The 12,715-nt window shown below is 71.6% G+C and carries 12 protein-coding genes; 7 read left to right on the forward strand and 5 right to left on the reverse strand.

The genetic code is table 11. The features are described 5' to 3' along the window. The 4 genes from MW290_RS09755 to MW290_RS09770 all read right to left on the reverse strand — a co-directional run bounded on the left by MW290_RS09755 (position 1) and on the right by MW290_RS09770 (position 3,901). On the reverse strand, positions 1–969 hold the full coding sequence (locus MW290_RS09755; RefSeq protein ID WP_250194474.1) for a DUF3616 domain-containing protein: 969 nt from the start codon (positions 967–969) through the stop codon (positions 1–3). Further along, the gene (gene kynA, locus MW290_RS09760) at positions 969–1,832 is read right to left on the reverse strand and encodes a tryptophan 2,3-dioxygenase (RefSeq protein ID WP_250194475.1); all 864 of its coding nucleotides are present in this window, start codon (positions 1,830–1,832) and stop codon (positions 969–971) included. Before kynA ends, MW290_RS09755 begins: the two co-directional genes overlap by 1 nt. Positions 1,833–1,882: 50 nt before the next feature. Then, positions 1,883–2,761, reverse strand: a complete 879-nt coding sequence (locus MW290_RS09765; protein WP_250194476.1) for an alpha/beta hydrolase — start codon at positions 2,759–2,761, stop codon at positions 1,883–1,885. Positions 2,762–2,824: 63 nt separating this feature from the next. Further along, positions 2,825–3,901: an NAD(P)-dependent alcohol dehydrogenase gene (locus tag MW290_RS09770; RefSeq protein ID WP_250194477.1), complete on the reverse strand. Its 1,077-nt coding sequence runs from the start codon at positions 3,899–3,901 to the stop codon at positions 2,825–2,827. 111 nt (positions 3,902–4,012) lie between these two features. Between MW290_RS09770 and MW290_RS09775 the strand changes: the two genes are divergently transcribed. The 6 genes from MW290_RS09775 to MW290_RS33275 all read left to right on the forward strand — a co-directional run bounded on the left by MW290_RS09775 (position 4,013) and on the right by MW290_RS33275 (position 9,663). Next, the gene (locus MW290_RS09775) at positions 4,013–5,107 is read left to right on the forward strand and encodes a S1C family serine protease (protein ID WP_250194478.1); all 1,095 of its coding nucleotides are present in this window, start codon (positions 4,013–4,015) and stop codon (positions 5,105–5,107) included. Positions 5,108–5,111: 4 nt separating this feature from the next. Beyond that, the gene (locus MW290_RS09780) at positions 5,112–5,537 is read left to right on the forward strand and encodes a hypothetical protein (RefSeq protein WP_250194479.1); all 426 of its coding nucleotides are present in this window, start codon (positions 5,112–5,114) and stop codon (positions 5,535–5,537) included. 120 nt (positions 5,538–5,657) lie between these two features. Further along, the gene (locus tag MW290_RS09785; protein ID WP_250194480.1) at positions 5,658–6,029 is read left to right on the forward strand and encodes a hypothetical protein; all 372 of its coding nucleotides are present in this window, start codon (positions 5,658–5,660) and stop codon (positions 6,027–6,029) included. After that, entirely contained in the window at positions 6,026–7,444 is a 1,419-nt protein-coding gene (locus tag MW290_RS09790; RefSeq protein ID WP_250194481.1) for a TolC family protein, read from the forward strand. Before MW290_RS09785 ends, MW290_RS09790 begins: the two co-directional genes overlap by 4 nt. A 26-nt stretch (positions 7,445–7,470) precedes the next feature. Beyond that, complete coding sequence (locus MW290_RS09795; RefSeq protein ID WP_250194482.1) at positions 7,471–8,877, forward strand: multicopper oxidase family protein; 1,407 nt, start codon at positions 7,471–7,473, stop codon at positions 8,875–8,877. Between the two features lie 15 nt (positions 8,878–8,892). Then, positions 8,893–9,663 carry a copper-binding protein gene (locus MW290_RS33275; protein ID WP_375142739.1) on the forward strand — a complete coding sequence of 257 codons (771 nt, stop codon included), beginning with the start codon at positions 8,893–8,895 and terminating at the stop codon, positions 9,661–9,663. Between the two features lie 13 nt (positions 9,664–9,676). Here MW290_RS33275 and MW290_RS09810 read toward each other — a convergent pair whose 3' ends face one another. Continuing rightward, positions 9,677–11,251 (reverse strand): methyl-accepting chemotaxis protein, encoded by a 1,575-nt coding sequence (locus MW290_RS09810; protein ID WP_250196643.1) that lies wholly within the window; start codon positions 11,249–11,251, stop codon positions 9,677–9,679. Positions 11,252–11,368: 117 nt separating this feature from the next. On the opposite strand from MW290_RS09810, the gene MW290_RS09815 reads away from it, so the two are divergent. Then, positions 11,369–12,709 (forward strand): branched-chain amino acid ABC transporter substrate-binding protein, encoded by a 1,341-nt coding sequence (locus MW290_RS09815; RefSeq protein WP_250194483.1) that lies wholly within the window; start codon positions 11,369–11,371, stop codon positions 12,707–12,709. The last annotated feature ends 6 nt before the right edge of the window (positions 12,710–12,715 follow it).

A 12,715-nucleotide genomic window follows, 5' to 3' on the forward strand; every position in this document is an offset into this window, starting at 1 on the left:
CTACCGCGGCTGGGGCATCACCACCGCCCTAAACGTCTGCCGCGCCGGCGGCAGCTTCTTGCAGGGCGTGCCGCCCACGTCCAGGCCGCCGTCGTCGCTGAGGAACTGCAGCTCGCCGCTGCCGGGCCAGGCGAACAGGGCTTCGGGTTGCAGGCCGGTGAAGGCGGCGCTGTCCTGCAGCTGCGGTGCGTCGCCCGCTCGGCCGCTCCAGCGGTAGAGCGAGAAGCTGCCACGGTCGGCGGTGGGGCCGGCCACGATCCAGTAGGCGTTGCCGATGCGTTCGATGCTGCGCACGCCGCGGTTGCGCAAAGTCAGCAGCACCGGCTCGCCGAACTGCGCGGTGCGGCCGTGCTCCACCACCTCGACCGGGTTGAGCAGCGGCACCAGCAGTGCACGCCCATTGGGAATGGGGTTGCGCAAGCCGATCAGCAGGCCGCCTTCCGGCGTGGCGGCCAAGCCTTCGATGTTCAGGCCGCCGGGCGCTTCGGGCGGCAGGCGGGCCGCCTCTTCCAGCTTCAGGTGCTGCAGCGTGGGCGCTGCCACCAGGTCGTCGAGCAGCCGGGTATAGGCAGCGCCGGCCGGCTGCAGCAGGCCGTCTTCGGCATCGGTGGCGAACAATCGCAGGCGCTCTTCGCGGCGCTTGCCGCCGCTGTTGCGGCCGTGTGAGCTGATCCAGTAGATGCGGCTGCCGATGCGCGCCGCCCCTTCGATGTCGGCCTCTCGCTGCCCGGTGCCCAGGAAGCCGTCCAGCCTCAGCTGCCCGATGGGCTCCGGCTCACCGCGGGTGTAGAGCCGCAGCACGTTGTCCTCGTCGCTGGCCACGACGAAGTGCTGCGCATCGGTGGCTTCGGCGGCCGAGGCGTCGCACAGGCCGCGGTAGGTCTCCACCGTGGCGGCGTGGCTGCCGGCCCCGGTGACCAGGCCGGCCAGCAACCAGGCGGCGGGCAGCAGCGCGCGCAGGCTGTGCATCACAGGTCGGTGCGCAGCCGCCAGATTTCAGGGAACAGCACCACGTCCAGCATCTTGCGCAGGTAGCTCACGCCGCCGGTGCCGCCGGTGCCGCGCTTGAAGCCGATGACACGTTCCACCGTGGTGACGTGGCGGAAGCGCCAGAGCCGGAAGGCGTCTTCGATGTCGGTGAGCTTTTCGCCCAGCTGGTACAGGTCCCAGTGCTGGTCGGGGTGGCGGTACACCTCCAGCCAGGCCGCTTCCACGTCGTCGCTCTGTTCGTAGGGCAGGGTCCAGTCGCGGTCGAGGTGGCTGGCGGGCACCGGCAGGCTGCGGCGGGCCAGCAGGCGCAGCGCCTCGTCGTACAGCGAGGGCGCGCGCCAGGCCTTCTCCACCATGGCCAGCAGGTCAGGGCGGTGCTGGTGGGGCTTGAGCATGGCCGGGTTCTTGTTGCCCAGCATGAACTCGATGCAGCGGTACTGCGCGCTTTGGAAGCCGCTGCTCTTGGCCAGGTAGGGCCGCATCGCGGTGTACTCGGGCGGCGTCATCGTCGACAGCACGGTCCAGGCGCCCACCAGTTGCTCCATGATGCGGCTCACCCGCGCCAGCATCTTGAAGGCCGGTGCCATGCGCTCTTCGGCCACCGCCTGCACGGCGGCGGTCAGCTCATGCAGCATCAGCTTCATCCACAGCTCGCTGGTCTGGTGCTGCACGATGAACAGCATCTCGTCATGCGCGGGTGACAGCGGATGCTGGGCGCTGAGGATCTGGTCCAGGTGAAGGTAGTCGCCATAGCTCATGTCGCGGCTGAAGTCGAGCTGGGCGCCTTCTTCCTGGACGATGCGTTCGGTGGCGGCGGGCGCGGGGGCGGGCGGTGTGGTCATGGCAGGGTGGTCACGGCAGGGGGGCACAAGGGCCGCGGCGCGTGCAGGTTTCAGGCCACCGCGCCCAGGCGCTCGGCCACCCAGCGGCACAGCGGGCTGTCGGGGTCTTCAAAGCCGTGGATGGCCGAGAAGTGGTGCTTGCCGGCCTGGGGCAGCAACTCGGCCGTGTTGCCGGCGGCCTGCCAGGCGGCGTGGTAGCCCAGGGCCTGGCGCTCGAACTCGGGCGGCTCATCGGCGCCCCAGGTGATCAGCGCCGGTGTGCTGCACGGCCGCACGCCGAAGGTGGGTGAGTTGCGGCGGATGATGCCGTCGTCCAGCTGGATCATCGGCTGCAGGTAGCTGTAGCGCAGCGGCTCGAGTTCATACAGGCCGCTCACCAGCACGGCCGCGCGGAAGGGGTCGGCCGGCAGGCCGTAGTCTTCCTGCCAGCGGGTTTGCAGGGCCATCGCGGTGAGGTGGCCGCCGGCCGAATGGCCACCGATGGCCACGCGCCGCGGGTCGCCGCCATGCTGGCCGATGTGGCGCAGCACCCAGGCCAGGGCGGCACGCGTCTGGCGCACGATCTCGTCGATGGTGACCTGCGGGCACAGCGCGTAGTTGGTGGCCACGGTGGTGATGCCCCGCTGGCGCAGGCCCAGCGCCACGCAGCTGAATTCCTTGGCCGACAGGCTGCGCCAGTAGCCGCCATGGATGAAGACGAACACCGGCGCGTCGGGCCGCTCGGCCGGAAAGATGTCCAGCGTTTCTGCCAGCGTGGGGCCGAAGGGCACATCGAGCGTGCAGGGCAGGCTGCTGCGGGCCAGCGCGCTGCGTTCCACATAGTGCCGCGCCTCGGCGGCGGCATCGGCCACCGCGGCCGATGCGTTGTACTGCGCGTCGATCTCGGCTTGCGTGGTGAAGCCGCGGAACAAGGGACGGGGCATGGTCATCGGGCTGAGGTCCTGGCAATGCCCCTGGCGGGGCGCCGGGATTGTAGGAGCCCGATGCTGTCGTCACGGTGTCAGCGCCACCTTCAGCACGCCATCGCGCTGGTGCGCGAACAGCTCGTAGGCGGCTTCCACGTCGTCCAGCTTGTAGCGGTGCGTCACCAGCGCGCCCAGGTCGGCGCGGCCGGCCTCGATCACCGACATCAGCCGGCGCATGCGTTCCTTGCCGCCGGGGCACAGCGTGGTCACGATCTTGTGGTCGCCCACGCCGGCCGCGAAGGCGCTGAGCGGAATGGTCAGGTCGGTGGAGTACACGCCCAGGCTGGACAGCGTGCCGCCCGGGCGCAGCACCCGCAGTGCGGCTTCGAAGGTGGCCTGCGTGCCCAGTGCCTCGATCGACGCATCCACGCCGCGGCCGCCGGTGATCTTCAGGATCTCGTCCACCACGTCCACCTTGCTGGCGTCCACCACCACGTCGGCGCCCAGGCGGCGGGCCATCTCCAGCCGCGCGGGCACCTTGTCCACGCCGATCACCAGCGTGGCGCCGCTGAGCTTGGCGCCCAGCGTGGCACACAGGCCGATGGGGCCCTGCGCGAACACCGCCACCGCATCGCCGATGCGGATGCCGGCGCTTTCCGCGCCCGAAAAGCCGGTGGACATGATGTCGGGGCACATCAGCACCTGCTCGTCGGTCAGGCCGTCGGGCACCGGCGCCAGGTTGACCATGGCGTCGGGCACCAGCAGGTACTCGGCCTGCGCGCCGTCGATGGTGTTGCCGAAGCGCCAGCCGCCCAGCGGCTTCCAGCCGTGGCGGGTGCCGGCACCGTCCTGCGAGCCGCAGCCGCACAGGCAGGCATTGCTCCAGCCGCTGGGCGTCACCGCACCGGCGATCACGCGCTGGCCCTCGGTGTAGCCGCGCACCGCAGAGCCCAGCTTCTCGATCACCCCCACCGGCTCATGGCCAATGGTCAGGCCGCGTTCCACCGGGTACTCGCCTTTGAGGATGTGCACGTCGGTGCCGCAGATGGTGGTGGTGGTCACGCGGATCAGAGCGTCCAGCGGGCCGACGTCGGGCACCGGTTTGTCCTCGAGCACGATGCGGCCGGGTTCCACGAACACGGCGGCTTTCATCATCTGGGGCATGGTGGCTTCTCCTGGGTGAGCCTGGCGGAAGACGCAGCGTATGCCTCCCCGGTGCGCCACCGCTTGATTTTTCGCAATCGGCCGGGCCACGCGGGGCTGCACCATCGGCGCATGCCGGTTTCCCGATGTCATCTCCCGCCTGGTGCTGCAGGGCGCCGCGCCATCGCCGGGGGCATCGTGGCCGTGCTGGTGGCCGTGGCGCTGGCGGGCTGCGCCGCACCCGGCGCCGCGCCGCCCGTGCAGGCCTGGGCCCGCGGCGGCGCCCCTGCCTCGTTCGCGCCGGCGCTGCAGCGGGGCCTGCCGTGGATCCTGGGCGTGTACGGCACCAGCCCCCGCGCCGCCGCCGAAGACCCTGACGACCTGCTGGACGTTCGCATCGGCGCCGGCTTCTTCATCGACGGGCAAGGCCATGCGGTGACGGCCGCGCACGTGGTGCAGGACGCGCAGCAGGTGGTGGTGCGCCTGCCCGACCAGCGGGTGCTGCCCGCCACGGTGCAGGCGCTGGACGAGGAGGCCGACATTGCCTTGCTGCAGCTGCCGGCCGAGGCGGTGCCCACGGGCCGCCAGGCCGGCGCTGCACCGCCCCTGGGCAGCGCCATGCGGCTGCGGCCGGGTGACTGGGTGCTGGCGGTGGGCGAGCCGTATGGGCTCAACCGCTCCGTCACCGCCGGCGTGGTGGGTGGCACCGACCGGCACTTCGGCGACGACCACGAACTGCTGTTCATCCAGAGCGACCTGGCGCTCAACCCCGGCAATTCCGGCGGGCCCCTGCTGGACGCGGCGGGCGACATCGTGGGCCTGAACCTGCGCACGCTGGCCGGCATGTACGGCACGCCGGGCGTGAGCCTGTCGGTGCCCATCGAGATCGTGCTGCAGGTGGCGGCCGAGCTGCGCGCGGGCAGCAGCATCCGCCGGCCGCGGCTGGGCGCCCAGTTCGCCGATCTGGCGCCGCCGATGGCCTGGCTGCGCGGCTGGACCCAGGCCCAGGGCGCGCTGCTGGTCAGCGTGACCGGCGGCAGCCTGGCCGAGCGCATCGGCCTGCGTGCCGGTGATGTGGTGGTGGCGATGAACAGCCGCGCCGTGGCGCACAGCGCCGACTTCGCCCGCCAGCTGCTGGCCTGGCGCCAGCCGCTGGGCACGCGCTTTCTGGTGCGGCGCGGGCCGCAATTTCATACCCTGGTGGTGGACAGCGCTGCGCTAGACTGAGCCGATGCGGTGGTTGCGCGTGTTCATGGTGTGGATGTTGGCGCTGGCCCTGCCCGTGCAGGGCATGGCTGCAGCCGCCATGCTTCACTGCGGCAGTGCCGAGCGCCACGCGCCGCGGCAGCACGCCGTGGCTGATGGCAGCGTTCACGCCGCCGGCCATGGTGAGCATCATCATCCGGCCGGCCATGGCGCCGACCATGCCCATGCCGGGGCGCCGGCCGACGAGCCCGGCACCACGCCCCATGCCCATGCCGCCGGGCATGCCTGCAGTGCCTGCGCGGCCTGCTGCGTGGCCCTGGCGCTGCCGCCGGCCATGCCGGTGCTGGCGATGGCCGATGCCGCACCCACCGGCGTCACCGTCCTGGTGGCGCCGTCGCCGTCCTTCCTGACGGCCGGACCCGAACGCCCCCCTCGAAGCCTGCACGCCTGACGGGCGGGCGCTGCGGCGCCTGCCTTGGCAAGACGCGGGTCCGCCCGGCCCTTCGCACAGCCTGCCGGCTGCGCCGGCCGGACCCCGCTCTCTACGGCCTTCCTCGAGAGGATGTTCATCATGGCTTTGCTGCCTTACTGCCGGCGCGCCTTGGCGCCGTGTGTGGCCGCCTGTCTGCTGGCCCAGGCCGGCACCGTCGCCGCCCAGGCCGCCCCGGCCACACCAGCGCGGCTGCCCGACCCCACCGATGCGCGCCAGCCGGTGCCGCCGCTGGTCCACCGTTCAGCCTTGGCGCCGGCCTCCGCCGCCGCCCTGGATGCGCCGCCGGTCGCCTGGCCGGCGGCCAATGCCCAGGTCGGCCGCATCGGCGGCTGGCGGGCCTATGCGCGTGAGGCGGGCGCTGGACCGGCCTCGGCCCCGACGCCAGCCACCGCGCCGGCGACCGGCGCCCACGGTCACCACCATCACCCACCCGCCGGAGGCCGGCCATGACCCGCGCACCCGCTTTCGGCGTGGCGGCTGCGGCGCTGCTGCTGGCCGGCTGCGCCAGCTTCAGCCCCGATGGGGCGATGGGCCCGGTGCAGGACACCTTGCGCCAGCACCTGGGCGCGCAGGCCACCGTGCCCCGCACCGACGACGACCAGGCCGCCGCCCAGCAGCGCGCGGCCCAGCTGCTGGCGGCGCCGCTGTCGCCCGAAGCCGCGGTGGAGCTGGCCCTGCTCAACCAGCGTGGTTTGCAGGCGGCGGTGCAGTCGCTGGCCGCCACTGAAGCCGAACGCGTGGCGGCCGGCCGGCTGCCCAACCCCGGCTTCAGCTTCGGCCGCCTGCGCCGCGGCGACGAGCTGGAGATCGAGCGCGGCCTGCACTTCAGCCTGGGCCGGCTTCTCACGCTGCCGCTGGCCCGTGAGGCGGCCGCCCAGCGCCTGGCGCAGGCGCAGGCCCAGGTGGCGGGCCAGGCGCTGCAGCTGGCCTTCGACACCCGAAAGGCCTGGGTGCAGGCGGTGGCGGCCGAAGAGGCGGTGCATTACAGCGGCCAGGTGCTGCAGGCCGCCCAGGCCAGCGCCGAGCTGGCACGCCGCATGGCGCAGGTGGGCAACTTCAACAAGCTGCAGCAGGCGCGTGAGCAGGCCTTCCAGGCCGACGCGGCGCTGGCCGTGGCCCGGGCCCAGCAGGCCCGCACCGTGGCACGCGAACGGCTGTTGCGGCTGCTGGGCCTGTGGGGCGAGGCGGCCGCGAAGCTGCAGCTGCCCACGCGGCTGCCCCCGCTGCCCGCGGCCGACACGCTGCAGCTGGAGCGCCCCGGCCTGGAAGCCGATGCCATCGCCCAGCGGCTGGACGTGCAGGCCGCGCTGGCCGATGCTCGCCAACGCGCCAGCGGCTTCAGCCAGGCGCGGGTGGACCGCTTCGTCAGCCTGCTGGACGTGGGCGTGGTGCGCAACTCGTCGAACGAGGCGCCCACCCAGCGCGGCTGGGAGCTGTCGCTGGAGCTGCCCCTCTTCGATGCCGGTGCCGGCAACGTGCGCGCCGAGGCCTTGTATAGACAAGCCGTGCATCGCGCGGCCGAGACCGCGGTCAATGCCCGTTCGCAGGTGCGCGAGGCGTACGCCGCCTGGCGCAGCGCCTACGACATCGCCCACCACCAGCGCGATCAGGTGCTGCCGCTGCGCGCCCGCATCGCCGAAGAGAACCTGCTGCGCTACAACGGCATGCTGATCGGCGTGTTCGAGTTGCTGGCCGATGCCCGCGCGCAGATCGCGGGGGTGAACACCGCCATCGAATCGCTGCGCGACTTCTGGCTGGCCCAGGCCGAGCTGGACCAGGCCCTGGTGGGGCCGCCCGGCAGTGCCTTGTCGCCCACCGCCACCGCCGGCAGCCCTGCCGCACCCACCGTCGAGGCCGGCCATTGAGCGCCGCCGGCAACAAGGACCTTCCCATGCTTTCCCGACGCCATCTCCTGGGCGCCAGCGCCGCCGTGGGCGCCGCCGCTGTCAGCCGCGTGGCCCTGGCCGCGCTGCCCGAGCCGGTGCTGCAGACCTCGCCCGATACCCAGCCGCCGTTGCAGCCGCCCGATGGCCGGCCCTACAACCCGGTGGTCACGCTCAACGGCTGGACCCTGCCCTGGCGCATGAACAACGGCGTCAAGGAGTTCCACCTGGTGGCCGAGCCGGTGGTGCGCGAGATGACGCCCGGCTTCAAGGCCCACCTGTGGGGCTACAACGGCCAGAGCCCCGGCCCCACCATCGAGGTGGTGGAAGGCGACCGTGTGCGCATCTTCGTCACCAACCGCCTGCCGGAGTCCACCAGCGTGCACTGGCACGGCCAGCGCCTGCCCAACGGCATGGACGGCGTCACCGGCCTCACGCAGCCGGCCATTCCGCCCGGCAAGACCTTCGTCTACGAGTTCGTGGCCCGCCGGCCCGGCACCTTCATGTACCACCCGCATGCCGACGAGATGGTGCAGATGGCCATGGGCATGATGGGCCTGTGGATCACCCACCCCAAGGGCCGGCATCCGCTGATCGCCGAGGTCGACCGCGACTTCTGCTTCCTGCTCAATGCGTACGACATCGAGCCCGGCAGCGCCACGCCCAAGGTGATGACGATGCTGGACTTCAACCTGTGGACGTGGAACAGCCGCATCTTCCCCGGCATCAGCCCGCTGGTGGTGCGGCACAACGACCGGGTGCGCATCCGCGTGGGCAACCTGACGATGACCAACCATCCGATGCACCTGCACGGCCATGAATTCACCGTCACCGGCACCGATGGCGGCCCGGTGCCGCGCAGCGCCCGCTGGCCCGAGGTGACCACCGACGTGGCCGTGGGCCAGATGCGGCAGATCGAGTTCCTGGCCGACGAGGAGGGCGACTGGGCCTTCCACTGCCACAAGAGCCACCACACGATGAACGCGATGGGCCACGACGTGCCCACGATGATCGGCGTGGACCACAGCGGCGTGGCCCGGCAGATCACCCGGCTGATCCCCGACTACATGGTGATGGGCGAACGCGGCATGGAGGACATGACCGAGATGGAGATGCCGCTGCCCGACAACACCGCCGCGATGATGACCGGCACCGGCCCCTTCGGCGCGGTGGGCATGGGCGGCATGTTCAGCGTGGTGAAGGTGCGCCGCGGCCAGCGGCCCGGCGACTACCGCGACCCTGGCTGGTTCACACACCCGCCCGGCACCGTGGCCCATGAATTCGGCGGCACGCCGATGCCTGCCGCGCAGGCGCCGGCTTCCAGCGGCCCCGCGGCCATGCCGGCGGCCGGCCAGCCCGCGCAGCCGGTGGAAGTGCAGGTGCGCAAGCCCGCGGGCGGCGGCCATGCCCATTGAACGAAGGAGCAGACCATGAACGAGAACGACCGACCCCTGGGCCCACGCCGCCGCATCTTGGCGGCGGTGCCTGCGCTGCTGGTGGCGCCGCTGCTGGTGCTGGCCGGCCGCGTGGCGCAGGCCCATGGCAGCAGCCATGGCGCCCCCGCCCCCGCCGCCGCCCCCCGCGAACAGAAGCCCTGGGGCATCGCCGGCGACCCGCAACAGGTGCGCCGCACGCTGGAGGTGACCCTGCGCGACACCATGCGATTCGAGCCCGACCGCATCACGGTGAAGCTGGGCGAGACCTGGCGCCTGCGGGTGCGCAATGCCGGCGCGGTGCTGCATGAGTTCGTCATCGGCACGCCGGAAGAAAACCGCCAGCATGCCGAGCTGATGATGAAGTTTCCGGACATGCAGCACGACGAGCCCTGGATGGCCCATGTGCCGCCGGGCGGCACCGGTGAGGTGGTATGGCTGTTCAACCGGCCGGGGCAGTTCGAGTTCGCCTGCCTGATCGCGGGCCATTACCAGGCCGGCATGACCGGCCTCATCACCGTGGTGTCCGATGACGGCGGCATGACCGAAGCCGAAGTGCGCAAGGTCGACCTCGACAGCGGCCGCATCACGCTGCGCCATGGTGAGATCGCCCACCTGCAGATGCCGCCGATGACCATGGTCTTCCGCGCCCGCGAGCCGGCGCTGCTGCAAGGCCTGAAGCCCGGTGACCGCGTGCGCTTCCGGGCCGAGAAGGTGGAGGGCGGCTATGCCGTGACCGCCATCATGCCCCTGGCCACGGCCCCTTGAGCGCGCGGCCGGCTCAAGCCGCCTGAGCGGTGCGGAAGGAGGCCACCGCCGTGACCAGGCGGCTGGCGTTCTCCTTCAGCGCGTCGGCGGCAGCGGCCGATTGTTCGACGAGGGCCGCGTTCTGCTGGGTCATCTGGTCGACGCTGGCGACGCGGCCGGTGATGGCGTCGATGCCGGTGCTGACCTCGGTCACCCGCTGGTGGATGTCGCTGATGGTGCCTTCGACCCGCCGCACGCTGCCCACCAGTTCGGTCATCGTGTGGCCGGCCTGCTGCACCAACTCGGCGCCTGCATCCACGCGGGCCACGCTGGCGTGGATCAGCTGCTTGATCTGCTGCGCCGCTTCACCCGAGCGTTTGGCCAGGCTGCGCACCTCGCTGGCGACCACGGCGAAGCCGCGTCCCTGTTCGCCGGCGCGGGCGGCTTCCACCGCGGCGTTCAGGGCCAGGATGTTCGTCTGGAAGGCGATGCCGTCGATCACGCCGATGATCTCCACGATCTGGCGCGAGCTGCCGTGGATCTCCTGCATCGTGGTGACCACCTGCGACACCACGGACCCACCGCGCTGGGCCACCTCGGCCGCGCTGCGTGCCAGGTCATTGGCTTCGCGGGCGGCGTGGGCCGAGTGGTGCACGTTGGTGGTCAGCAGGTCGATGGCGCCGCTGACTTCCTGCAGGTTGCTTGCCGTGGCCTCCGTGCGCTGGCTGAGGTCGAGGTTGCCGGTGGCCACCTCGTGGCTGGCCACCTGGATGCGGTCGGCGCTGCCACGCACGTCGGCCACGATGCCGCGCAGCGCCGCATTCATGCGCGTCAGCGAGTCCAGCGTCTGTGCCGTCTCGGCCGCCCCCTGCACGTCGATGGGCCGCGTCAGGTCTCCGCTGGCGATGTGTTCGGCGATGCCGCGCACCGTGGCCAGCGTTGCCAGGATGGAGCGGCTGACGGCATAGGCTGCGGCCGTGGCGCCGGCGACGGCCAGCAAGGCGAACACGCCCAGCACCAGCTGGATGCGGCCAGTCAGCGATTCCACCTCGCCGCCCAGCCGCGCAGACCAGGCCTGCACCGCCCGACCCACCTCGTCCAGGCCCGACTGCGCGGCCAGGAAGTGGCGGTTGACGTCGCCCAGCGCGGCGGTGGCCTCGTGGGCATCGGGGAAGCGGGCACCGATCAGCTCCTGGTAGAACTTGTCGTAGGCCTGGCGGTAGGCCGCCACGTCGCGTGCGACGCCTGCCAGGGCGGCCGGCTGCTCCTGCTGCGGCAGGCCGCTGCGCAGGGCGGCCAGCTCGCCTTCGGCGGCCTGCAGCGCCGCCTCCCAGGTCTGGCGGGCCGCCTGGATGGCGGTGTTGTCGAGGTTGTTGGCCACCATGGTCTGCTCGGCCGCACGGGCGCGCCACAACTGCTGCAGCGCGATGCCGGCATGGGCCTGTGAAGGCAGCACCTCGGCCTGCAGGGCCTGCACGTTGTGCCGGGCTTCGCGCAGGCCGTGGCTGCCGATGGCAGCGGTGCCCAGCAACAGCAGCAGAACCAGACCGAACGCGGACAGCAAGCGGTGACGAACGGACAGGCGGGCCAGCATGGCGATTTCCTTCACGGACAACTTCGGAGTTGTCGGCAGTCGGCGGTGGTGCTTGAGCCGCCGGCGCCTGGCCCGGTGCGCAAAAGGCTGCCTGCCTACAATCCGCGGCCCTGAAATTGCTCAAGCCGTTCGATGCCTTCTGCCCCGTTGAAGCTGGTCACTGCACGCGCGCTGCGCCGACACCTGCTGGCGCTGGCCGCCGGTGCGCTGATGGGCCTGGCCGCCACACAGCCAGCGCTCGCGCAGCCGGCGCCTTCCACGGTACCGCCCGGCAAGGAGCCCATCCGCATCGCGATGATCGAAGGCCTGTCGGGGCCGTTTGCCAATGCCGGTGAGGCGGTGTTCCGCAACCTGCTGTGGGCGGTGGAGCGGGTCAACGCCCGCGGCGGCGTCAAGCTGGCCGACGGCGCCCATGCGCTGGAGCTGGTGCGGCTGGACAGCAAGGGCAACACCGAAGAGGCGCTGGCCATGCTGCGCGCCGCGCTCGACCGCCGCATCCACTTCGTGGCGCAGGGCAACAGCTCTGCCACCGCGGCGGCCATCGTCGATGCGCTGGACAAGCACAACCAGCGTGAGCCGCAGCAGCGCGCGCTGTTCCTCAACTATTCGGCCGTGGACACGGCGCTGACGAACGAGAAGTGCAGCTTCTGGCACTTCCGCTTCGATGCGCACACCGACATGCGCCTGGCCGCGCTCACCGACGCGCTGCGCGACGACGCTTCGGTGAAGAAGGTGTACCTGATCGGCCAGGACTACAGCTTCGGCCAGCAGGTGCTCAGGCAGGCGCGGGCCATGCTGCAGGCCAAGCGGCCCGACATCGAGTTCGTCGGCGACGAGCTGCATCCGCTGGGCCGGGTGAAGGACTTCCTGCCCTACGCCGCCAAGATCCGCGCCAGCGGCGCCCAGGCCGTGCTCACCGGCAACTGGGGCAACGACCTGACGCTGCTGGTCAAGGCGGTGCGCGATGCCGGCGCGCCGGTCAAGTTCTATACCTTCTACGGCAATGCGCTGGGTGCGCCCGCGGCCATCGGCGATGCCGGCGTGGGCACGGTGCTGGCGGTGGCCGAGTGGGTGCCCAACCTGGGCGGCGCCGCGTCCGACGGCTTTTACCAGTCGTTCCGCCAGCGCTTCCCCGACCCGCGTGAAGACTATGTGCATGCCCGCATGCAGTCGATGATCGAGATGCTGGCCCGTGCGCTGGAAAAGGCCGGCACGGCCGACCCCGTGGCCGTGGCCCGCGCGCTGGAAGGCGCCCGGCTGGACAGCAAGCCCTTCGGCGGCTTCCACAGTGGCACCATGCGGGCGGCCGACCACCAGTTCCAGCAGCCGCTGATCGTCAGCGTGATGGAGAAGGTGGGCGCGCCGGGCGTGCGCTTCGACGTGGAAGGCTCCGGCTACGGTTTCCGCGTGGTGCGCCAGCTCAAGCCGGTCGAGGTGGAGCAGCCCACCACCTGCCAGATGACCCGCCCCTGAACCGGA

It is taken from the genome of Aquincola tertiaricarbonis (assembly GCF_023573145.1).
GTDB lineage: Bacteria > Pseudomonadota > Gammaproteobacteria > Burkholderiales > Burkholderiaceae_C > Aquincola > Aquincola tertiaricarbonis_B.

Bases quoted from the DNA above. Each gene is read 5' to 3' on its own strand.
- MW290_RS09755 (WP_250194474.1), bottom strand. From the start codon at position 969: ATGCACAGCCTGCGCGCGCTGCTGCCCGCCGCCTGGTTGCTGGCCGGC.
- kynA (WP_250194475.1), bottom strand. From the start codon at position 1,832: ATGACCACACCGCCCGCCCCCGCGCCCGCCGCCACCGAACGCATCGTC.
- MW290_RS09765 (WP_250194476.1), bottom strand. From the start codon at position 2,761: ATGACCATGCCCCGTCCCTTGTTCCGCGGCTTCACCACGCAAGCCGAG.
- MW290_RS09770 (WP_250194477.1), bottom strand. From the start codon at position 3,901: ATGCCCCAGATGATGAAAGCCGCCGTGTTCGTGGAACCCGGCCGCATC.
- MW290_RS09775 (WP_250194478.1), top strand. From the start codon at position 4,013: ATGCCGGTTTCCCGATGTCATCTCCCGCCTGGTGCTGCAGGGCGCCGC.
- MW290_RS09780 (WP_250194479.1), top strand. From the start codon at position 5,112: ATGCGGTGGTTGCGCGTGTTCATGGTGTGGATGTTGGCGCTGGCCCTG.
- MW290_RS09785 (WP_250194480.1), top strand. From the start codon at position 5,658: ATGGCTTTGCTGCCTTACTGCCGGCGCGCCTTGGCGCCGTGTGTGGCC.
- MW290_RS09790 (WP_250194481.1), top strand. From the start codon at position 6,026: ATGACCCGCGCACCCGCTTTCGGCGTGGCGGCTGCGGCGCTGCTGCTG.
- MW290_RS09795 (WP_250194482.1), top strand. From the start codon at position 7,471: ATGCTTTCCCGACGCCATCTCCTGGGCGCCAGCGCCGCCGTGGGCGCC.
- MW290_RS33275 (WP_375142739.1), top strand. From the start codon at position 8,893: ATGAACGAGAACGACCGACCCCTGGGCCCACGCCGCCGCATCTTGGCG.
- MW290_RS09815 (WP_250194483.1), top strand. From the start codon at position 11,369: ATGCCTTCTGCCCCGTTGAAGCTGGTCACTGCACGCGCGCTGCGCCGA.